Origin of the sequence: Rahnella sp. PCH160, from assembly GCF_047784855.1 — a bacterium.
Taxonomy (GTDB): domain Bacteria; phylum Pseudomonadota; class Gammaproteobacteria; order Enterobacterales; family Enterobacteriaceae; genus Rahnella.
In genome coordinates, this window is the sequence record NZ_JBLOGT010000001.1 from 3,122,210 (window position 1) to 3,144,463 (window position 22,254).

The following is a 22,254-nucleotide window of genomic DNA, read 5'->3' on the forward strand; positions in this document are numbered from 1 at the left end:
AAACTCATCCGAAAGGAAAATCCCTTGGCACTTCCGCGTACCACCCTCGAACAATGGGTAGTTTTACAAACGGTTATAGAGCAGGGTAGTTATGCTCAGGCGGCGCAGGTGCTTAACCGCAGCCAGTCATCGGTCAGTTATGCGCTGAGCGGCTTGCAGGAACGGCTCGGGTTATCATTGCTGGAAATCCATGGACGCAAGGCGGTCCTGACCGAACAGGGGCGCGCGCTGCTGGTGCAGGCCAGCCCGCTGATCATGGCGTTTTTGCAACTGGAGCATCGCGCCGCCGGTCTGAAAGACGGCGTGCGCACGGAACTCAGTCTGGTCGTGGACAGCGTGTTTCCGAAAAACCATTTATTCCGTGCCCTGAAAGCGTTTCAGCAGCAATTCCCGGATACACGGGTGCATCTGACTGAAATCCTGCGCGGGGAAAGTATTGCGCAGCTTAATGAGCGTTCGGCGGATTTGTACATCACAACGCTGGCGCCGGAGAATGCGATCCACGGGCGTTTTTTGCTGGATGTTGATTTTGTGCCGGTGGCGAAAAGTGACCATCCGTTGCTGCAACTTCCTGTTCCGCTGACGGCGCAGGATCTGGCACGTTTCCCCCTGATCAGCGTCGCGGACCGGCATACGGCGCGCACAGATAACCATGCCTCGGGGACGATAGCAGACTGGACGTTTACCACCGTTGGTGCGGCGATGGAGGCGATTGCGGTGGGAGTCGGATACGGCTGGCTGCCGCTGGAAACGGTGCAAAGTGCGCTGGAGAGCGGCTTGCTGAGCCGTCTGGCATTATCGGCCAGAACGGTACGGCATACGGCTTTATATATGATGCTGGAGGATGAATCGGAGCGGTTTGACCAGACTGTCAGTGCCCTGGCAAAAAGCATCCTGGAAGAATGTGGTTTGCTGCCCTGAAGCAGGCAGCAAACCTTCCGGTTAAAACAAACGTCAGGCGCGCGGGGCTTTGCAGGCCGCGAGGATATCCAGTTGCGGGTCACGTTCCGAGGTCTGCACATTCATGACGCTGAGCACGGTATGGAACAGGTTATCCTGCGACACATCATCTTTCGCCGCACTGGCTTTCAGGCATTGCAGGTCGATGCCCTGAGCCTTTATGTAGCCATCTGACAGCCAGAACAGCATCGGAACGTGCGTCTGCTGGGCCGGTGCCACGCTGTAGGGCGTACCGTGCAGATACAAACCGTTCTCGCCCAGCGATTCGCCGTGATCGGAAAGATAAATCACCGCCACGTTGTACTTATCCTGATAGTGCCTGGCTTTTTCAATCACCTGAGACACCAGATAATCGGTGTACAGCAGGGTGTTATCGTAGGTATTCACCAGTTGTTCCTGCGAGCAGTTTTCGATATCACTGCGCGCACAATCCGGTATGAACTTGCGGAATTCCGGCGGATAACGTTTGTAATACGTCGGGCCGTGGCTGCCAATCAGGTGCAGGGCGATCAGCGTATTCTTGCCGTCCGGGCGGATGTCGTCGTCAATATTCTGCATCAGCGCCATGTCGTAACAGGTATCGCCATCGCAATATTTGCCGTCGTTTTTGGTATCGATAATGACGTTCGGCACGCGGTCGCACACGCCTTTACAACCTTCGTCGTTATCTTTCCAGAAAACTGAAACACCGGATTTGTGCAGAATATCGAGCAACCCTTCGCTGTTGCGCGCGCGGTTGGCGTCGTAGCTGGTGCGTTTCATATTCGAGAACATGCACGGGACGGAAATCGCCGTTGCAGTGCCGCAGGACGTCATTTTGTTGAAATACACCACATCGGGGATTGCCTGTGTGTACTGATTGGTCGGTTTGGCATAACCGTTTGATGACTGATTTTGCGCACGCGCGGTTTCGCCCACAATCAGGAACACCAGATTGGGTTTCTGCCCCGGCTGCTGCACCAGTTTGGCGTCGTTACCCAGCGTCTGGAACGGCACTTTTGGCGTGAAATAACGATGATTCATGTACTGGAAAGTGCTGTACAGGTAATTCGTCGGCACGATTTCCAGATTCAGCGTGCGGTTGTTACGGCCCACGGAGGCGTAATCTTTGTAGAACACGCCGGCAATGGAGGCGACCACCAGCAGGGAAATCACCATCGACACCAGGCGCACACCCAGGCGACGCAAAACGGTTTTTTCATAACTGACCGGGGTCAAAAACAGCAGGATTGCGGGCAGGATGCCGGTGAACACAAACCACAGCACCACCTTCAGATTCAGGTAAGAGGTCGCTTCGGCAGACTGGGTATCCAGAATGTTTTCGATCATGCCGCGGTCAAACACCACCTGAAAGGTCATCATCGCAAAACTGGCCAGCGCACTGACAGGAAGCACGATAATAAAGAAAGGCTTAAGCAGCGGACGGAAACTGAACGGCGTAAACACAAAGTTCAGCGCGGCGAAAAGTGCCACGGGAATGGTCAGCGCGAACAAAAGATTGTAGGCCGGCAACGCATGAAGAATGCGGTAAAAGTGCAATAAAATTGGCAGGTTAACAACAAACGTAAAATACAGAGTTAAAAGCAGGGTCAGCTTAAAGTAGCTGATTTTCGGCAATAAATAGCGCAATGAAAACTCCCAACATGCTGAGGTCGCGGGCGTTAATGTGAGCGAAACATAACGTGCAGAAATGATTTTGCGCGAATCATATAACTGCAAGCTTAAGAAAGCCTTAATGCTACTGTAACAAAATACTGATACTCCCTTTACCAATCACATTTTTAGAAAAGGTTCAGAAAATAAATAAAATATAGTAAGCGGGTTTTCCGGGCTGAAACCCTTATGCTGTGCGGCATGGCGAAGTGTGCGATCATTCCTCAACCGCTTCGTTTACACCTTTTTGAGTGCATTTCTCCGCTCATATTGACCTTCCTCTCTGATTAATTCCGACAGGTTTAATTCACCACTGGTGGCTTCCGGCTGTCAGAAGGACGTTCGCGTTGATTTCATCTTCGGCCACTATTGCGGCCAGCAGTATCATTGAACCCGGTGTCGTTATCGGGCCGCACGTTGTTATCGGGCCTTTTTGTTTTATTTCCGCCGGTGTTCACATCGGTGAAGGGACGCGTATTGCCTCCCACGTCGTGATTAACGGCAACACCCGTATCGGGCGTCACAATATTATAGGAATGGAATCTTCAATCGGGGAAATCAGTCAGGATTTGAAATATGCCGGTGAGGCCGCCGGGCTGGAAATCGGCGACGGCAACCGGATTGGCCGTCACGCAACGTTTCATCGCGGCACCGCGCAGGGCGGCGGTTTTACGCGGATTGGCCACCGGAACACCTTCGACGGCGGCGTGCATATCGGGCATGACTGTCAGGTGGGCAACGACACATTTATCGGTGAAAACAGCGGGCTGGCGGGGCATGTCACCGTGGGCGATGCGGTGCGGATCGACGCCATGTGCGCGGTGCATCAGTTTTGCATTGTCGGGGAGGGTTCACATCTGCTGGCAAATAGCTGCGTGGTGCAGGATGTGCCGCCGTACATTGAGGCGCAGGGCAATCGCGCCGTGCCCAAAGGGATTAATGAGCAGGCCCCCGTGTTTGCCGCCGCTGACGAAGCGCAGCAGAATGTGATTCTGCATTTGTACGATTTACTGTATCGACAGCAGTCGGCGTCAGAAGATGTGAAAACGGAAATTCAACGGCTGAGCGCAGAATTCCCTTTTCTGCGCTGTTTCAATGACTTTTTCACCCGTTCCACGCGCGGCATTATTCGCTGAGCGGGTGAGGTGAATCTTCAGGCTTCGAGCGCTAAAAGCGCAAACGTCGCCAGCCAGTGTTCGCCCATATACGTACTGTCGAGGTGATCCAGCGCGCTGTGCAGATGGGCTTCTGCCGTCTGACGCAGCAGCGCAGCACGCGGATCACCCGCCGGTAATGCCGAAGCGAGGGAGCGCTGGCACCAGGCACGGCTAAGGTTCAGCCCGTCGAGATGCCCGATTTTCCCGTCACTGCGGTCGGTGACCGTCGCCGGGGTGAACAGCGTTGCAGGCTGGCGCTGCGCTAAGTCCGGCAGGAAACGCCCGAACCATGTCACAAACGCTTCCCCCGGTAACACGCGGCGCATCAGTTCCGCTTCCATCAGTGATGGCGAAAGAAACTCATCGCCGCCCGGTTCCCACGCCTGACAATGCACATCTTCCAGATGCCAGCGCATCGCCGTCTCCTCAATCAGTTCCGCCAGTTTGTCATGCTTCATGCAGCGGGCGTAATCGAGGGTGAGCGACAGCGCGAAGGCGGTATTAAAGTGACTGCCCACACGCAGCGGATAGGTGGCTTTCGGCAGGAAATCCGCAAAATTTTTCTCAAAAAACCGGCTCATCGGTGCCAGCGTTTTTTCCCATTGCGCCGCCTGCGGCAACGCCATTTTGTGCAACTGCTGCGTCAGCGCCAGGCACCACGCCCAGCCGTAAGGCCGCTCAAATCCGGCGTGCTGCGGCTGGCGCAGATAGGCCATTTCACCGGCCACGTTTTCGTCGGTGAAATGCGCGCTGACCACGGCAATGATCGCTCCGGCTTCGGGCAAATCGGGAAAACGATCCAGCAGGCGCAGTAATAACCAGTAGCCGTGGACGCAGGAATGCCAGTCATAGCTGCCATAAAATATCGGGTGCAACTGACGCGGTGTCTGCGCATCGGCGGCGCTGCTCATGGCGTGCATCAGTTTGTTCGGAAACTCACGCGTCAAATGATTCAGTGCCAGCGAGGCAAAGCGCGACGCCAGTTCCGGCGTCAGTGTTGTCGTCATCGTCATCTTATTGCCTCATCAGAAGCGGAACACAAACAGGTACATGAACGCAGTGTTAACCAGCAACAGCAAAACACCGGTCTTCCACTGCGCCTTGATCACGCCGTTTTTATCCTGCAATTCGAGCAACGCCGCAGGCACGATATTAAAGTTGGCCGCCATCGGCGTCATCAGCGTGCCGCAGAAGCCGGAAAGCATACCGATTGCGCCCATAATGGCCGGATTGCCGCCGAGCTGATTCACGATAAGCGGCAGCCCGATACCGGCAGTCATCACCGGGAACGCCGCAAAGCCGTTGCCCATGATCATGGTGAACAACGCCATGCCGAAGGTATACGCCACCACAATCGCCAGCGGTGAGTCGAGCGGAATAATGTTTTTGACCAGCTCCGACACCACGCCGCCGACGCCTGCCAGTGCAAACAGCGCACCGAGCGCGGCCAGCATTTGCGGCAGAATCGCCGCCCAGCCGACGGTATCCATCGTCTGACCGCCCGCCTTAATGGCTTTTACCGGCGAATCGCGCAGCATCACCAGCGCGACGATAAACGCCACCAGTGTGCCGATGACCAGTGAAATCAGCGTGACGTTTTTGGCTTCCACCAGCGGGGTATATTTCAGCGTCAGCGTGCCAATCAGCGTCACAATGGGAATGAGCAGGGCAGGGATAAACAGCTTATTGCCGAAACGCTTCGCACCGGCTTCGCGTTTTTCGACCAGCTCGGGCTGTTCGCTGTCAGATTTACCTTTACCCAGTTTGCCGGTACCGGCAATGACTGCCAGCGCAATGGCCATACAGCCGGTGACAAAATGGGGTAGCTCGCCGCCAAACAGGAAAGTGATGCCGTAAACGCCCCAGAACAGTGCGTTGACATAGCGGCGTGCATTGCTTTTATCGCGCAGATTAAAGAAGGCATAAGCGCAGAACATCAGTCCGGCAAGAATGTACACGGTTTGCAAAGTGATCATTTTGCGGCACTCCCGTGTTGTGTATCAAAGCGTTTAGCCAGGGAGCGGTCGAGCAGCCAGAGCCGGATAAAGTGAATAATCAGCGCGGCGATGGCGGTCGGGATCGCCCACACGGAAAGGTGAAGCGGCTCGACGTTTATGCCGTACTGTTCCAGAAAACCTTTAATCAGCAGGATGGACTGCACAGCGATAAAAATGTCCTCACCAAAAAACACCGCGACGTTATCGGCGGCAGCGGCATGCGCGCGGATTTTCTGACGCACGTCCTCAGGTAAATCACCGTATTGGGTGACGGCGGCGGCTTCAGCCATCGGTGCAATCAGCGGGCGCACCATCTGCGCGTGTCCGCCCAGAGAATTCAGCCCGAGCGCGGCGGTCATCTGGCGCAGGAAGAAGTACAACATCAGCACGCGGCCTGTGGTCGCCGCATGGACTTTGGAAATCAGGTGTCTGGCCTGTTCTTTCAGGCCACTGCGTTCAAGAATGGCGATGACCGGCAATGTCAGCCAGATAAGGCCCATATAACGGTTATCGGTGAACGCCTTTCCGAAAGCACTGATAATCTCGACGGTGTGCATTCCGCCTGCCAGCCCGGTGGAAATACCCGCCACGGTGACCACCAATAATGGATTAAACCGCAGCGCAAAACCCAGCACGACGATCGGAATGCCAATTAAAACCCACATAATTTGTCCCTCAGTGATGTTGTGTTTGCTTTATTTTTTGGGTGAACGTCGACAGTAAAAATACGCAGGTAATCACTACGTGTAATAAATTAGTGCTAATGAGCATAAGCAATGCGTGAGGCGGAAAGTAACAAGTGGATTAGGGGAACGCAAGGTATACGGGCGTTGGGAGTCAGAGGGAATTATTCTGATGCTCAATTTTTATGTCATTGAACAATAGGATGAACTGGAACGAGGGATATTTTTCGCAGGTTCAAATAGCCGGGGAGGAAATAACAGAATAAAACGCGTGGGATATTTTTAAACATAAGGCATTTATTATATTTTGTAAAAGTGATCCGAATGTCCGGGGGTTTCCGGGTACTGTTTTCCTTTCTGATAGTTCTGTAAGCCGCTAACAAGTCCGGGTTCAGTGCTATGATGTGGCTATTCAGGGTCAGACCCGGTACTCGAAGGATTAAGGATGCAGGCAATGCAAATAGTGAGATCGAATCAAATTCGCTGGCTCAGTGTATTCATTGTGATGGGCGGGCTTTTATTGGTTCTTCCTCTTCATTTACTGGCATGTTTTATCGCCGGTTTTGTGGTGTATGAACTGGTCAACGCGCTGACGCCATATTTTCAGAAAATCATTAGCGGAGAACGTGCGCGCTGGGTGGTGGTGGTGTTTATCAGTACGGTAGTGGTGAGCTGTCTGACGATTGCCGTCGCCGGGCTTGCGGATTTTCTGATGGAAGACATGAAAAACCCGGTGGCGTTTAACGCGATGGTGTCGCGGCTTCTGACGGATGCGCAAAGCCGGTTATCGCCGGTTCTCCTGCATTATCTTCCTGCCAATATCGAAGAATTGCAGCGCAGTTTCCTGCAATGGCTGCGTGAACACATCGTGATGATCCAGACGTTTGGTAAAAACGCCGCGCACGTTTTCGTCACCATGCTGATCGGCATGATCCTCGGCGCGATTATTTCGCTTCAGCATCACACGCAGGGCGAACACCACGCGCCACTGAAAAAAGAGCTACTTCAGCGGGTGCGTTTGCTGAGCGATGCTTTCCGCAATGTGGTGTTTGCGCAGTTCCAGATTTCCCTGATCAATACCGTGCTTTCTGCCGTGTTCCTGTTCGGGATTTTGCCGCTGTTCGGTATTCACCTGCCGCTGGCAAAAACGCTGGTCGTCGTGACGTTTGTCTGTGGTTTGCTGCCGGTGGTGGGGAATCTGATTTCGAATACGCTGATTTTTATTGTCGGACTTTCGCTGTCACTGTGGGTTGGGGCGCTGGTGCTGGGGTATCTCATCATCATTCATAAAGTGGAATACTTCCTCAATGCGCGTATTGTCGGCAGCCGCATCAAGGCGAAATCCTGGGAAGTCTTGCTGGCGATGCTGGTTTTCGAAGCGGCATTTGGCATCCCCGGCGTGGTCGCTGCGCCTATCTATTACGCGTATCTGAAAAGCGAACTGAGAGACGCGGGCCTGATCTGAGTTTGCTTTAACGTGACGCCGCAACCCCGTGGCGTCACGGTTGCTCCTTTCCTGCGCATCGCATTACAACCTCTCATCGCATCCGGCCAAAAATCCTGAAAAAAACAGATTCAGGCAAGTAATGGCGAGAATCGTTATACCTGTTTGTCACCTTTAACGGTCATACTTTCTCAGTGCCGGTTTCTTACCGGCATGTCGTATTCCGTTAGACTATCAGGAGAAAAAAATGACTTTTAACGTTCAGGGTTTCGCTGCACTTTCAGCGGATGCGCCTCTTGCGCCTCATAATTTTGTTCGCCGTGACCCGCGTGATACCGACGTTGTTATCGACATTCTGTATTGTGGCGTCTGCCATTCAGATATCCATCAGGCCCGTAATGAATGGCATCAAAGCATTTATCCGATGGTTCCGGGGCACGAAATTATCGGCCACGTGAAGCAGGTTGGCGCGAAAGTCACCGGCTTCAAAGTCGGTGATACCGTCGGTGTAGGCTGTATGGTCGATTCCTGTCAGCACTGTGAATCCTGCGCGGAAAGCCTGGAACAGTACTGTGAAGAAGGCGCGACCATGACCTATAACAGCCACGATCGTCATGACAATATGATGACCTACGGCGGTTATTCCGAACAAATCGTTGTTTCAGAAAAATTCGTTCTGCGCGTTTCTGAAAAACTGGACATCAAATCTGCCGCACCCCTGCTGTGCGCCGGTATCACCACGTACTCGCCGCTGATGCACTGGAAAGTCGGTAAAGGCCATAAAGTCGCCATCGTCGGTCTCGGCGGTCTGGGCCACATGGGCCTGAAATTTGCCAAAGCGCTGGGCGCGGACGTGACGCTGTTCACGCGTTCTCAAGGCAAAGAGCAGGAAGCGTATCGTCTGGGCGCGGACCACGTTGTGTTGTCCACCGATGCTGAACAGATGGCGGCGGTGAAAAGCCACTTCGATTTCATCCTTGATACCGTGCCAAATCCGCATGATCTGAATCCGTATCTGGATACCCTGAAACGCGACGGTACGCATATTCTGGTTGGCCTTATCGAGCCAATCGAACCTGCGCTGCACAGCGGTAAACTGGTCATGGGCCGCAAAGCTGTTGCCGGATCCCTGATCGGCGGTATCGCAGAAACGCAGGAAATGCTGGATTTCTGTGCTGAACATGACATTTCTTGTGATGTTGAAATGATTGACATGCAGGACATCAATGGCGCTTACGAACGTATGCTGAAAAGTGACGTGAAATACCGCTTTGTTGTCGACATGGCGTCACTGAAAAACGCCGGATAATCAGCAATCTGATTAAATAGCGACCTGATGCGCCTGTCTTTCTGTTCGTCGGGAACAGCGGGGCGGGTGCATTGTGGCGAAATTTACTCTTTACGCATTTCTGTGGCTTCTCGGCTTGTAAGCGCGGTGGTATCCTGCTGCCTTTCGCCGGGCGAAGGAAAACCAGTGGCTAAGAGTTTTGATGAACTCATCAGAGATATGGATCTGATGATTGAACATGTGGACAGGCTGAAAAACTTGCCACCACGGGCGGCGCAACCAGCAGCGGCTGACAAACCTGCGTACGACTCTTTCGGTGAGATTTTCGCCCTGAAAGCCGTGATGCGGGCTTTTATCTCTTCGGTCGACACCATTGTTAAAGTGCAGATTGCGAAGAAAGTTGAGCAGGATATCGGCCATCTGGAGAGCACTGTGCGGTCCATTGGCGGCGGCAGCGCTGACGCAGAAGATGTCGCGCAGATTACCGCTTACGTCCGCAATGCCGTTTCAGAGTTAATGGATTAATATTTAACTTAAGCACATTACGTCTCAACAAACGCCGGTCACATCCCGTCTTTCAGGGCATTGTGTGACCGGCGTTTTTTTTGGACTCCGCCATGATAGGCGGCACGGCAAAAAGCGTTTATCCTTTTGTATATCTTTATTGCTGGTACTGACTATGTCACAGGATTTTCGTTTTCTGGCTTCCCCGCGGCGCAGATGTTACGCGCTTTTATTTGAGCACCGCACCCGCAGCGGCCGCCGGATGGAAACGTTCTGGATTGTGGCGTCGCTTCTCAGCGTGTTTATTTTGTTCTTTGAATCCAGCGCTACCGATTTATTCCCCAATACGCCAAACATTCTCTGGCGTTTCGGCCTGGCCGAAGCGGCGTTTACCGCACTGTTTACCGTGGAATACGTTCTGCGGGTATTTTCGTCCCCGCGCAAAACGCGTTATCCGGTGAGTTTTTTTGGCATTATCGATCTGCTGACGATCTTACCGATGTACATCATCTGGCTGATTCCGTCGTTTGGCACGGCCACCGATCTGATTGTGCTGATCCGTTTGCTGAGGATCTTGCGCGTTCTGCGCGTGCTGAAACTGCTGCGTTATATGAGCGACGCCGGGATTTTGTGGCGCAGCCTGATGCGCGCAAAACGCAAACTGGGCATCTTCTTTGGCTTCGTGGCGATCATCTTGTGTTTATTTGGCGGGCTGATGTTCGCAGCAGAAGGCGGAAAGGACGGATTTACCTCGCTCGGCGCATCGGTTTACTGGGCCGTGGTGACGCTGACAACGGTCGGTTACGGCGATATCACGCCACATACGGCGATTGGCAGAATGCTTGCGTCGGTGCTTATCCTGCTCGGGTATTCCATCATTGCCGTTCCTACCGGGATTTTAACCGCTTACATGTCTCAAGAGCTGGAAAAAGGGCGTGCCGCCCGTTCTTGTCAGACTTGTCTGCATTCGGGCCATGAAATTGATGCTAAGTTTTGTGCGCACTGTGGCGCGGTTCTGACATCAGAAACTGCTCAACCTATTGATAAATAGCTTGTTAATTGTACGTAAATTGTACTGCATGGTACATAAACTGGCTGATTTTGGACTTTACTCGCGCATTGGATTAAAAAGAGTTGCTATTAAAGGGCAGTCATGAGTAAATACATACCGGCCTGTGGTACAGACCTATTTATGCACGACATCCTGAGTAAAGTTGTTCCAATTTAAAGCGTTATCCATGATAACCCTGCTCTGACGAATTTCCTTCTTAGTGCCTCCATAAGTAACGACTGAAATCCGGCTATAACATGCCCATGGTGGCGAAATTTATTTTTAAAAGGTAATTCTTATGTCAATGATGAAAGGTCAGGTTAAGTGGTTTAACGAGTCTAAAGGCTTTGGCTTCATCACTCCTGCTGACGGCAGCAAAGATGTGTTCGTACACTTCTCCGCTATCCAGGATCAAGGTTTCAAGACCCTGGCTGAAGGCCAGAACGTACAGTTCACTATCGAGAACGGTGCTAAAGGTCCGTCTGCGGCTAACGTTACCGCTATCTAATCTTGCTTTCTCGCTGTTTCAGCGATAAATGCACAGATGACAAAAACCCGCATGCGCGGGTTTTTTTACGTCTGTCGTTTATGAGAGACACAGCAGAAGCCTGCCAGATCTCCTCGCATCATCCCCATCTTCGAAAAAAGTCCCTGAATTGCAGGCAAAAAAATGCCCGCATAGAGGCGGGCAAAAATATTTCTTATGACATTCATTATGTACTCCCTCGGGGGTGAGCACGCAGGCAGTATAGAAGAAATGAAAGTCAGGATTCTGGCATCAAAATGTTAAGAAAATGTAAATTACTCATGCAGCGTCATTTTCTCATTTTCAAGCCGACTTTCAGCCTGCGCTGTGCCTTTGTCAGGCGGTCTGTACTACAATAAAGATAATTGAAAACCATGGGATAACCTGATGAAAATTAATGATCTTGTGACAGTGAAAACCGACGGCGGGCCGCGTCGCGAAGGTAAAGTATTAGCCGTAGAGGAATTTTACGAAGGCGTCATGTATCTGGTGTCGCTGGAAGATTATCCGGCAGGCATATGGTTCTTCAATGAAGGCGATACTAAAGACGGCACATTCGTTGAGCCGCGCGAAGGCACTGAGTAATTCACGTCTTCGTCCGTATTCTGAATAAAAAAATACCGGTGCATCTGCCACCGGTATTTTTTTGTCTTTAAGCCGGGCTATCCGGCGCGATTACGGGTCAGAATGTTTCCCAGTTTGGCTCTTCGTTTGCGTTTTTCGTCGTGCGTGAAGCGGGGGATTTCAGTGCGCGCGACGGCGGCTGGCGCTTTGCAGAAGAACTCTGCGTATGCGCATCGAGACGGAACACCGCGACGGCCTGCGTCAGGCGGGCTGCCTGCTCTTCGAGTGACGCCGCCGCCGCGGACGCTTCCTGCACCAGCGAGGCGTTCTGCTGGGTGACGCCGTCCATCTCAGAAACCGCCTGGCTTACCTGGCTGATCCCACGGCTTTGTTCATCAGACGCCGAGGCGATTTCGCCCATGATGTCCGTCACATGGCTGACGGCGGTCACGATTTCGGACATCGTATCCCCGGCATCACCCACCAGAATGCAGCCTTCGCCGACATAATCCACCGACTCTTCAATTAACGCTTCGATCTCTTTGGCGGCCTGTGCGCTGCGCTGCGCGAGGTTTCGCACTTCGCTGGCAACCACGGCAAATCCGCGGCCCTGTTCGCCCGCGCGCGCGGCTTCAACGGCGGCGTTGAGCGCCAGAATGTTGGTCTGGAAGGCAATACTGTTAATCACCGTGGTGATTTCAGCGATTTTGGATGAACTTCGGGAAATTTTATCCATGGTGGTCACCACGTCCGCCACAATGTCGCCGCCTTTTTGCGCTTTATTCGACGCATCTGCTGCCAGTTTGCTGGCGTGGTGGGCATTCTCGGAGTTCTGTTTCACCGTCGCGGTCAGCTGTTCCATGCTGGCGGCGGTTTCTTCCAGCGCCGCGGCCTGCTGCTCAGTGCGGGAAGATAGGTCGGTGTTACCCGATGCAATTTCGGTCGAACCCTGATAAATCGACACCGCGCCTTCGCGCACGGTTCTGACGGTGGAAGAGAGCGAGCTTTGCATCTGCTCAACATTGCTGCTTAACACGCCAATTTCGTTGCGACCGCTGCTTTCTGCCGGTTGAGTCAGGTCGCCTTCAGAAATTTTCTGGATACGCGATACCAGGCGATTGAGCGGATTGATGATGACTTTGCGCATCACCAGATAAGTCATAAACGTCAGCACCAGCGCAATCAGAAAACCGCCGCCCATCAGCATATAACCGAGCACCGCGTTGTGCTGCGCCTTATCGTTAATTGCATTGGCCGTTTCGGTGCGGTAAGCAATCGCCGCCAGCAATGGCGCATTGTTCGCCTGATCCAGTCCGCGCACGGTTTCAGCTTCCTGCGAAATCACTTCTTCGAAATGTGCCTGCCGGGCGGATTCCAGCATCGGTGCCATGCCTTTGGTCAGATAGGCGTTGTACGCGTGTTTCAGCGGTTCATCGAGCGCCAGATCCTTATCCGTTTTATTGGGCCGGTTGATATAGCTGTCAAAACTGGTCTGAGATTGCTTAATCCGGCTGGCCGCGTCGGTCAGGTTTTGTTTAAACACGTCCTGATCGCCGATACGGGCCGCGGCCGCTGCCTGAATCAGTAGTAAACGCGCTGTGCGTAAATGGTTAGAACTGTTCGACAGCGCGAGACGGATTTGCAATTCCTGCGTGGCATTCGCCAGTGCTGCATTACTCTGTTTTAAAAAGAAACCGGAGGTTCCGATGGACAGGGCAAACAGGAAGAGGATCCCGGTGAGGATCAGGCTGATCAGGGTGATAAGTCGGATATTACTGATAAAAGAGGTGCGCGTTGTCGTGAATGTAGGAGTATCCATTTTATTTTGTTCCGCTCAATTGATCCTGCATACCGCCTGTTCCCGGCGGTGATTAACAGCGATAAAGGCATTGCCAGCGGGGCAAGTCCGGCCGTGACGAAATGAAAACGCCATAACAGGTCATCGGCATTTTTGCGTAAGGATTCAATTTATCTATGAGATCTGGATCGCATTTTGAGGTTTAAGCAGGTTGCTACAGGCGAAGCACATGCTCAGCCTGTAACCAGAACCCGAGGTGGGAAACGTTAATTCGCGTAGATGCCGTTGTTGAGCTGGTCGCACAAACGGATGACGTGATAAATAATGTGTTTGTTCGGTGATTTAATCTTTCGTTTAATATTTCCTTTGTATGAAGACACCGTTTTAGTTTTGATTTGTAATTTATCGGATATTTCAATCGTTCCGTTGCCTGACATCCACATTTTCAGCATGGCAGATTCAGATCGGCTAAGCATAACCGGCCGGATATCCAGCACAGCAGAACTGGCGGGGTTTTGTGCCTGAGGCAGTGACGGATGATTTAACAGTTGTTTGAGCGTTTCAGCTTTAATCGATTTCGAGGTAATAATGACGTTCTTACGAACGAAAATATATTCTTCAAAATGAATACGCGTGCGTGACATAAAAATAAAAAACAGTGTGTCGGGATATTCGGTGATCAGTGAGCCCAGCCGTTCTTTGCTGTCCGGATGTGAAGACATGCAATCCTCATTAATAAATACCACGGAAGGATTCAGTTTTGCACACCCTGTCTGAAGCTGGTCAAAGTGATCAACGTCAGTGATCTGTCGTTCGCTGGTGAGAAATTGCTGCAGGCCAAGACGTGTATACCTGCATGGATCCAAGATTATCGTTTGCATGGTGAGTCCTCATAGGACGTCCTTGTTCTGCATAATGATTGGATGCGGGAGTAACAGCACAACGTGAAGCATTAGCGTGCTGACTCTACTTTTTGCATGAAAAACGTCAGCGTGAAAGCCTTATTTTTTGAGGACTAACGGGAACGGGCGCTTAGATTAATTTGGTTTATGTCACATTAAACTTTGATACTGATCAAAAAAATAAAAAAACTAGGACTATTCCTAATGGATGTAATGACATACAAGATGTACTGGTTTAACGCCGTGTTACCGTAACACAACGGAACTGTTCGCCAGAAAATGATGATCTGCATTATCCTTTAAAATAATTCACGAATGAAAAATGGCAATAAAACCAGACGCAGCGCGCAAACGCTGCGTCTGAACATTTACCAGTATGATTGCCAGCACTGCGTCAGGCGTGTCAGCGCCTCAACGTAAAAGTAATCCCCCCAGCTGCAACACTCGTCGACGCCTTTGCCGCTGCCCATGTGATAGACCGAATGCTTAAGCAATCCGTCACAATCTTCCTGAATGGGCGCCAGATAATGATCTGTCAGGGAATCCATAATGCGCAGCGCCATCTCTTCATAACTGGCGCGCTTATCGTCGGTGGCAGGCAGGGTGACCGCCAGTTCCAGCAATCCGCAGACCGCAATCGCCGCCGCCGAACTGTCACGTACCGCATGGGTGCCCAGCAGTGCCAGATCCCAGTGGCACACATCGTCTTCCGGTAAACGATTGAGGAAATAGTGCGCCAGGCGGCGTGACAACTCGACCTGCTCCGCATCGCCGGTGTAACGGTAGCTGAGCAGGAAACCGTAAATCCCCCAGGCCTGACCGCGTGACCAGCAGGAATCGTCGGCATAACCCTGATGTGTATTGCCAAAGCGTGGCGCGCCGGTCGCCGTGTCCATATAAAAGGTGTGATACGTTGAGGCATCCGGGCGGACGATATATTTCGCCGCCTGTTCCGCATGGGCGCGCGCTGCGTCGGCAAAGCGCGGCTCGCCGGTTTGTTCGCTGGCCCAGTACAGCAGCGGCAGATTCATATTGCAGTCGATAATCATGCGCCCGGCCTGTTCCGGATCGTTCAGATCTCCCCAGGCCTGAATGATTTTTGCCCGCGTGTTGAAACGATCCATCAGCGCTTCGGCGGCCAGCAGCGCAAAACCGCGCGCCTGACGGTTACCGGTCAGTTTAAAGGCGCTTACACACGACAGGCTGTAAAGAAACCCGAGATCGTGTGTCGCGGTATCAATCCGGTTGGCGATGCGGTTGCCGAAAGACGTCACCTGTTTTTCCGCCGCCACGCGGTAACGGTCATCACCGGTCATTTCCCACGCCAGCCACAGCTGACCGGTCCAGAAACTGGGGGTCCATTCCACATTATCAGTCAGCGGATAATGGCCTTTCTCGCAGTTTTCTGCCGGAAATTTGTCACCGAATTTGTCCAGATTACGCGCTATTTTGCTCAGCACGACCTCGCGTGCGCGCAGCATTTTTTGCGCGAAGGCAATCCGGTCCAGTTGGTTGAGCTCAACAGGGCGTAACGTCTCTTTTGCGATGTTCATCATTATCTCTTCTCCCTTTTTAAAAAAAATTCAGCGTTTCAGCGGTGCCAGTTCAGCACTGTTTTCACGCGTTGCAGCGGGTTCAGGTGCGCCGGAACGCAGGCTCTGGCAGGCGGATAACGTGAAGGCGGAAATCAGCGTGAAGCACAGCGCGATGCCGCCCATAAACAGATAGGTATGTTCGAAACCGATGCGGTCGTAGAAGTATCCGGCAGGTGGCGCAACGACGATGGAACCGACGTAAATCATCGCCTGATAGCCGAGCAGATACATGGTGGCGTTCACGCGTTTACTGAAATGCTCGGCGATGTATTTGAAAACCGACACCAGCAGCAGCGCGATTTCCAGCCCGTAGAACGGTTTGATGATGGAAATCAGCAGCGGATCGCTGGTCAGCCCGGAGGCAATCAGGCGTAGCCCGACCAGCGTGCCGACCAGCAGCAGGCTCTTTTTAGCGCCGAAATAGTTCACCAGGAACGGGATCACCATCATCATCAGAAACTCAAGTCCGGACTGCACGGTGCTCAGATAGCCGTACCACGCGTTGCCTTGCTCTTTGGTGTCGAAAAAGGTGACGAAGTAGCGCGAGAACTGCTGTTCGGCGACAAACATCATCCACGCCACACCGGCGACATACAGCGAAAACATCCAGAACTTACGGTTTTTTAGCAGCAAAATCACATCGCTGAACATGATCTTCTGCTGGGAAATCACATCGTTATCTTTGAGTTCTTCATCACCAATTTTCAATGACAGCAGAACCACCAGCATCACCAGCGATGTCGCACTGCTCAGACCAAAGTTCCACGCCGGAGAGAGATTAAACAGCACGCCGGAAAACGACGCCGCCAGCGCCCAGCCGAGCGACCCCCACATGCGAACCTGTCCGAACTCCATGTGATAAAGGCGGCTGAAGCGGTCGGCGTAAGATTCCGACGCTGCCACACCGGCGTACCAGCCGAGGCTCAGATACAACGCGCCAACGATAATCCCGGCCATCAGATGGCTGTCGAGCAGCGGCTGATACACGAAGATAAAGAACGGTGCCATCAGGGCCGAGACCAGCACGACAAAATAGAGCAGGGATTTGCTCATGCCGATTTTGTCCATGATGTAGCCGTAGACCGGTTTCATGATCACCGCGAACACACCGTTGACCGCAAATACCGTGCCGATGGTCACGCTGTCCAGCCCGGCTTTCTGGCCGAGCCATAAAGCGTAAAGCCCGAAGCTGGAAGACCAGGTGAAGAAATAGAGAAATATAAAGCCACTCATTTTGTAATACGCCGACTTACTGGCTGTTTTTATCGCTTTCATAATGACTCCTGAAGACAGTTCTGACGGGGCAAAGCGAAAATTTCAACGCAGCGTGATTTGCCCGCTGTGTCCCTGACCGTGCCAGCGCAATTGCTGCCCTTCGCGGATCACTTCCGGCACGCCTTGCGCACGAATATCCTGCGTGGCCGAGGCACAAACGGCGGTGATCAGCCAGTGTGAACCGGCGGCAAGCGCGCCGGTCAGCACCGGAATTGCGGCGGTTTCGGCAAACATAATGCTGCTGTTCGGCGGGGTGATGACGGTGGCGGCGTTGCGCGTCGCGCTGTCATCGAGACAGACAATCCTGCTGCTGCCGTTACGGGCGCTGACGATGACGGCACGTTTGTCCGCGGAAATCTCCGTGTGCGTCGCCGGTTCCTGAATCACCGCAAAACCGCCTTCCGCCGACGTCAGGGGCCGCCGGTTTTCGACATGATGGACGCGCAGATGCCAGTCTCCGCAGGGGATCAGCCAGGTTTGCACCGTCACGTCGTGCCACGGCAGCCAGCGGGAATAAATCATCGATTCCGTGATGTGCGTTTCGGCACACTCGCGGCGGCCGCGAAAATAGCCGTCGTCTTCCGAGAACATCAGCAGGGAATCGCAACCGGCGTGATTGAGTCCGTAACGGCCACGGTCAATCGTAAAACCGAACTGGCTGGAGTAGGCGAATTTGGTGTATTTGGCTTCGGTATTGACGAAATTGTTCAGCTCGATTTGCCCGGACGTGAGCATCACCACATGCTGACCCTGTGCGTCGCGCGTCAGGATCTGGCTGGCGTGAGGAATACAGTGCGTGGCGGGGATTTCAGGCAGCGGCGCTTCCTGTGCCAGCCAGAATGCGTCGTCCTGCGGCAGGGCCAGTACCAGAAACAGTTTGCACGCCCAGTACGGCGAACCCGGCGCGTTGTAGTCTTCAGCCATCACCAGATTCGGCGCGTGATAGCCAATACTGAGTACGCCGTCGCGGTCGAAAATCGGCTCTTTAAGCCAGTGCCGCAGATGGCGCAAAATCAGCCCTTTAACAATGCCCGGTGTGAACACATCCAGCTTGCTGTACGCGGCGGCGCTCCAGAACGCGGCTTCGGCAAACCGGTACGTCAGGCTGCGGCCAAACGGCACGGCGGCACCGGTGGCGGAAAACATCGCGATGAAATCCTGCGCGAACTGCCCGGCACGTTCCCTCAGCACGGCGGCGCGCGGGGCATCCACGTCGGCCATATTCTGTGCGTAAGTCAGGCCGTAATAATGAAACGCCATCGAAATATAGTAGTCGCGCGGGCGTCCCGGTCCGTCGGAATACCAGCCGTCGCCGAGGTAATAGGTTTCCATCAGCGCAAAACGTTTTTCCACGGCGTTTTTATCCCAGGGGATGCCGGCCTGTTTAAAGCCCATCTGCACCATGATCGGGAAGAAATTCCAGTTGTTATTGGGGATCACGGCGTCGCGTCCCTGATTCAGCCACTCGGCGAGATTTTCCTGTTCCTGCTTCGAAAAATGGCACAGGAGACGTTTATCCAGCAGGGCCAGCCCGACGCCAAACGCTGCCATTTCTACGCAACGCTGATCAAAATCGCGGATTTTTCCCCAGTATTGCGGATGCTGCGGATCCGTACCGAAGCGGATCGCATTGATGTAAAACGGCAAATCCGGGCATTCACCGCCACCGGCCAGCAGCGGAAAAATCCCCCACAGCATGCGTGATAGCGCTTCCATTTTGGCAATCTCTTTACCGTAATGCGTGGTGGTATTGCCGAGGTCGATTCCGCTTTTGCCTTCTTCGGTGTAGGGCGAAACGGCGGCCAGCAGATCTTTGAGCAGATGTTGTACATCGTCGCGGGTACGCAGCGGATTGCCGGTGTTTATTTTTTTCAGCGTCATAAAGGGACTCCCGGTGACGTGATGGGTACCAGAAAATAAGGGCTTATTAATTTGAAATATTATTTCATTTCTCAGTATCGCGAGTGAAATATAGAGAACTGGCGATCTCTGATTGTTACGTGCTTCACAGAATGCGGTGATTTTTGAAATTGTGATTATTAATCTGGCGGTAAACGGCTTAAATTATAAAAAGCAGACGAAAAATTGTGTTTTGTTGTCCCGGCAGAAAACGGGCGTTAAATAACGCAAGGAACCCCGCAATGGCGGCATCCGATTATCTTGAACGTATTGCCCTTACCGATCGTCAGGTTTCTTTTAACCGGATGAACCGCGGCAGCGCCAATTATTTTCACTGGCACCAGTGTCTGGAATTACTCTTCGTCAGCCAGGGTTATGGCATCGTCATTGTCGATAATCAGCAATATACGCTGCGGCCGGGGCGATTATTTGTTTTCCCGCCTTTTAAGCTGCATAAAGTCTTTGTTGAAGCGGATACCAGAAACGCCTATTTGCGCACGACCATTCACCTTGACCACGTTCTGCTCGACGGCTGCCTGCAATCCTTTCCGCAACGGCGGGCGCGGTTTGCCAGCTTATGGGACGCTGACCGCGCGGCGCACATTTTTGATCTCACCGAACACGCCAGCCATATCGAAGTGATCCTCGAACAGTTCAACCGGCTGCCGGAAATGCAGCGCCATCAGTGGGAAGAAATTTCCATGCTGGTTTTGCAGCTGATGGCGTTTATGCCAGCAGAAGAGGCGTTGCCGAAAACGGTCAGCCGCACCACGGCGTCGAAAGTGATGCAGTGGATTGAGGAAAACTACGTGCAGAAATTCTCGCTGGCGGAACTGTCGGCGGCGATTGGTTTATCGGAAAGCTATATTTCGCGGGTATTTGGTGAGGAAACCGGGGGTTCCATTCAGGATTATCTGGCGACGCGGCGGGTGAAACGCGCCTGCGAACTGCTGCGTTCTACTGACCGCTCAATCGAGGAGATCGGCCTGCAATGCGGATTTTCAGATGCGCCATATTTCATTACGCGTTTCAAAAAAATGATAGGAAAAACGCCGCTGCAATATCGCAAGGCGGCGTTTTCGTTATTGCCCTGAAAGGGCAGTAGATCAGATTTCCGCGTAGCAGGCTTTGATGGAATCCAGCGCCAGATGAATATCGGCTTCACCGGTCATCCAGTTCACCAGTGCGGCGCGCATTCCCGGCTTACCGTTCAGCGACGTCGACGTGCAGCGCACCACGCCTGCGTTATCCAGCAGTTGCTGGAAACGGTTCCGCTTCGCCAGCGCTTGCGGCGTTCCGTCGGCATCATCAAGCGCAAAACATACCACGTTGAGACTGACCGGCGCGAGCAGCGTAAAGCCCGGCGTCGCGGCAAGTTTTTCGCCCAGCAAATGTGCCAGTTCGACATTGCGTTCTACCACTTCAGCCAGCCCGTCGCGGCCATAGGCTTTCAGCGCCATCCACACCGGCAGGGCGCGAAAACGCCGCGAGTTTTCCGGCGTCAGGTGCAGGTAATTGTCCGGACGCACACTGGGCAGGACGAGATACGCAGAATGGTTCTGGAAAACCTGAACCTGCAACGCCAGATGGCGCTGTTGGGTAAACTGAATCGCGCTGTCATAGGGCACGTTCAGCCATTTATGGGCATCCACGGTGATGGAATCCGCGTCTTCCCAGCCTGCCAGCAGCGGGGCATAGCGCTTCGAGGCCGCCGCCACACCGCCAAATGCGGCGTCAACGTGCAGCCAGAAACCGTATTTCTCGCGCAACCGGAGCAGGGCGGGCACATCATCAAACGCGACCGTATTCACCGTTCCGGCGCTGGCGAGCACCATCGTTGGCCGGTCAGGATCGGCGGCCAGAATTTCTTCCAGCGCCGCCGTATCAATTGCTTCACTGCCCGACAGTGTGGCAACCGTCACCAGCGCATCACGCCCGATGCCTAACATGCTCAGTGCTTTCACGCTGCTCGAATGCGCGGCGGCGGAAAGCACGCGCACCGGGCCAAGCGCCGCCAGCCCTTGCTGCGCAATGTCTATGCCGCGCTGTTGCCCCAGCCACTGGCGACCAATCGCCATACTGACAAAGTTCGCCATGGTCGCGCCGCTGACAAACGTGCCGCACAGCGCGTCCGGCAGGCCGAAGAGTTGTTTGAGCTGGGCGATAGTCGCCAGTTCGATAGCGGCGGAAACCGAATCAAAATTAAGCTGTGTATTCTGATCCACGGTGCTGACCAGCCAGTCGGCGGCCAGCGAAGCCGGGGTTCCGCCGCCGGTCACGAAACCGAAATAGCGCGGGCCGGCGCTGGCGGACATCCCGCTGGCGTAGTTATTCCAGAAATGCTCCAGCGCGGCCTGTGCGCCGATGCCACGTTCCGGTAGCCGGTCGTCACCGGTTTTCAGGTTTTGTGCACTGGCGGGCGGGCAGGTGGAACGCTCCGGCAGCGTTTCAAGGAAAGAAACCGCCGTGTCGCAGGCCTGTCGCAGGATCTCAGGCAGGGTATCCAGGTCGTGCTGAAGCAGTGGGTGCATAAAATTCCATTAAGGTTCAGATGATTAATACAATTCTTTAACTTACCCGAATAAACGGCTACGGCAAATTGACATATTTTCACCACGCGGGGCGGGCTCATACCAGCAAAGCGATCAGTGTTAATTGCGTGGATTACGTGACGTTGTCACCTTTTGATATGAGAAACCTATGGGAAATAACCTTCCTGTAACAGAATGCTCCTAAAATCAGGCGCAATTTCTGCCCTAAAACAGGGCATTGCTCGCCCTTTGAGCACCCGTTGCCCAAAAGCCGCGCAGCCCTTGTCTGACGCGGAATGTTGCTGACAGATGTGCTTACTTTTTCAAGTAAAATATTAGCTGAATGCATTCAATTTCCTGTACTCGGCGTGTGAATTTTACGTTAGCCTTAGGGTCGAAATTTTTTGAATACGCGGGGGGCCACGTC

19 protein-coding genes are annotated in these 22,254 nt (G+C 53.3%); 9 read left to right on the forward strand and 10 right to left on the reverse strand.

Annotated elements, in window-relative coordinates; translation table 11 throughout:
- Positions 1–24 precede the first annotated feature (24 nt).
- Positions 25–921, forward strand: coding sequence for a LysR family transcriptional regulator (locus ACM5QY_RS14470; RefSeq protein WP_416121454.1), 897 nt, complete (start codon positions 25–27; stop codon positions 919–921).
- 33 nt (positions 922–954) lie between these two features.
- Here ACM5QY_RS14470 and ACM5QY_RS14475 read toward each other — a convergent pair whose 3' ends face one another.
- Positions 955–2,589, reverse strand: a complete 1,635-nt coding sequence (locus tag ACM5QY_RS14475) for a phosphoethanolamine transferase (RefSeq protein ID WP_416121455.1) — start codon at positions 2,587–2,589, stop codon at positions 955–957.
- 371 nt (positions 2,590–2,960) lie between these two features.
- Between ACM5QY_RS14475 and lpxA the strand changes: the two genes are divergently transcribed.
- Complete coding sequence (gene lpxA / locus ACM5QY_RS14480; RefSeq protein ID WP_416121456.1) at positions 2,961–3,749, forward strand: acyl-ACP--UDP-N-acetylglucosamine O-acyltransferase; 789 nt, start codon at positions 2,961–2,963, stop codon at positions 3,747–3,749.
- A gap of 17 nt (positions 3,750–3,766) precedes the next feature.
- Here lpxA and ACM5QY_RS14485 read toward each other — a convergent pair whose 3' ends face one another.
- The 3 genes from ACM5QY_RS14485 to ACM5QY_RS14495 are packed head-to-tail and all read right to left on the reverse strand — an operon-like array spanning position 3,767 to position 6,432.
- The gene (locus ACM5QY_RS14485) at positions 3,767–4,783 is read right to left on the reverse strand and encodes a DUF2891 domain-containing protein (RefSeq protein WP_416121457.1); all 1,017 of its coding nucleotides are present in this window, start codon (positions 4,781–4,783) and stop codon (positions 3,767–3,769) included.
- A gap of 12 nt (positions 4,784–4,795) precedes the next feature.
- Positions 4,796–5,746: a DUF979 domain-containing protein gene (locus ACM5QY_RS14490; protein ID WP_416121458.1), complete on the reverse strand. Its 951-nt coding sequence runs from the start codon at positions 5,744–5,746 to the stop codon at positions 4,796–4,798.
- Positions 5,743–6,432 carry a DUF969 domain-containing protein gene (locus tag ACM5QY_RS14495; RefSeq protein WP_104921719.1) on the reverse strand — a complete coding sequence of 230 codons (690 nt, stop codon included), beginning with the start codon at positions 6,430–6,432 and terminating at the stop codon, positions 5,743–5,745. Before ACM5QY_RS14495 ends, ACM5QY_RS14490 begins: the two co-directional genes overlap by 4 nt.
- A 472-nt stretch (positions 6,433–6,904) precedes the next feature.
- Between ACM5QY_RS14495 and ACM5QY_RS14500 the strand changes: the two genes are divergently transcribed.
- The 6 genes from ACM5QY_RS14500 to dsrB all read left to right on the forward strand — a co-directional run bounded on the left by ACM5QY_RS14500 (position 6,905) and on the right by dsrB (position 11,848).
- The gene (locus ACM5QY_RS14500) at positions 6,905–7,915 is read left to right on the forward strand and encodes an AI-2E family transporter (protein ID WP_416121459.1); all 1,011 of its coding nucleotides are present in this window, start codon (positions 6,905–6,907) and stop codon (positions 7,913–7,915) included.
- A 226-nt stretch (positions 7,916–8,141) separates the two neighbouring features.
- Positions 8,142–9,203 carry an NAD(P)-dependent alcohol dehydrogenase gene (locus ACM5QY_RS14505; RefSeq protein WP_416121460.1) on the forward strand — a complete coding sequence of 354 codons (1,062 nt, stop codon included), beginning with the start codon at positions 8,142–8,144 and terminating at the stop codon, positions 9,201–9,203.
- 165 nt (positions 9,204–9,368) lie between these two features.
- The gene (locus ACM5QY_RS14510; protein WP_416121461.1) at positions 9,369–9,707 is read left to right on the forward strand and encodes a hypothetical protein; all 339 of its coding nucleotides are present in this window, start codon (positions 9,369–9,371) and stop codon (positions 9,705–9,707) included.
- A 154-nt stretch (positions 9,708–9,861) separates the two neighbouring features.
- On the forward strand, positions 9,862–10,737 hold the full coding sequence (locus ACM5QY_RS14515) for an ion transporter (protein ID WP_416121462.1): 876 nt from the start codon (positions 9,862–9,864) through the stop codon (positions 10,735–10,737).
- Between the two features lie 298 nt (positions 10,738–11,035).
- The gene (gene cspE / locus ACM5QY_RS14520) at positions 11,036–11,245 is read left to right on the forward strand and encodes a transcription antiterminator/RNA stability regulator CspE (protein ID WP_013575246.1); all 210 of its coding nucleotides are present in this window, start codon (positions 11,036–11,038) and stop codon (positions 11,243–11,245) included.
- Positions 11,246–11,650: 405 nt separating this feature from the next.
- Entirely contained in the window at positions 11,651–11,848 is a 198-nt protein-coding gene (gene dsrB, locus ACM5QY_RS14525; protein WP_416121463.1) for a protein DsrB, read from the forward strand.
- 97 nt (positions 11,849–11,945) lie between these two features.
- On the opposite strand, the gene ACM5QY_RS14530 is transcribed toward dsrB, so the two are convergent.
- From ACM5QY_RS14530 to ACM5QY_RS14550, 5 genes are all read right to left on the reverse strand, one after another.
- Positions 11,946–13,646 (reverse strand): methyl-accepting chemotaxis protein, encoded by a 1,701-nt coding sequence (locus ACM5QY_RS14530; RefSeq protein WP_416121464.1) that lies wholly within the window; start codon positions 13,644–13,646, stop codon positions 11,946–11,948.
- A 245-nt stretch (positions 13,647–13,891) separates the two neighbouring features.
- Positions 13,892–14,506 carry a transcriptional regulator RcsA gene (rcsA, locus tag ACM5QY_RS14535; RefSeq protein WP_416121465.1) on the reverse strand — a complete coding sequence of 205 codons (615 nt, stop codon included), beginning with the start codon at positions 14,504–14,506 and terminating at the stop codon, positions 13,892–13,894.
- Between the two features lie 389 nt (positions 14,507–14,895).
- A complete protein-coding gene (locus ACM5QY_RS14540) occupies positions 14,896–16,086 on the reverse strand; it encodes a glycoside hydrolase family 88 protein (protein ID WP_416122892.1) in 1,191 nt (396 codons plus the stop codon).
- 24 nt (positions 16,087–16,110) lie between these two features.
- Complete coding sequence (locus tag ACM5QY_RS14545; protein ID WP_416121466.1) at positions 16,111–17,397, reverse strand: oligosaccharide MFS transporter; 1,287 nt, start codon at positions 17,395–17,397, stop codon at positions 16,111–16,113.
- Between the two features lie 42 nt (positions 17,398–17,439).
- A complete protein-coding gene (locus ACM5QY_RS14550) occupies positions 17,440–19,278 on the reverse strand; it encodes a DUF2264 domain-containing protein (RefSeq protein WP_416121467.1) in 1,839 nt (612 codons plus the stop codon).
- A 260-nt stretch (positions 19,279–19,538) separates the two neighbouring features.
- On the opposite strand from ACM5QY_RS14550, the gene ACM5QY_RS14555 reads away from it, so the two are divergent.
- Positions 19,539–20,390, forward strand: a complete 852-nt coding sequence (locus ACM5QY_RS14555) for an AraC family transcriptional regulator (protein WP_416121468.1) — start codon at positions 19,539–19,541, stop codon at positions 20,388–20,390.
- Between the two features lie 12 nt (positions 20,391–20,402).
- On the opposite strand, the gene ACM5QY_RS14560 is transcribed toward ACM5QY_RS14555, so the two are convergent.
- Positions 20,403–21,827, reverse strand: coding sequence for a pyridoxal phosphate-dependent decarboxylase family protein (locus ACM5QY_RS14560; protein WP_416121469.1), 1,425 nt, complete (start codon positions 21,825–21,827; stop codon positions 20,403–20,405).
- Between the last annotated feature and the right edge of the window lie 427 nt (positions 21,828–22,254).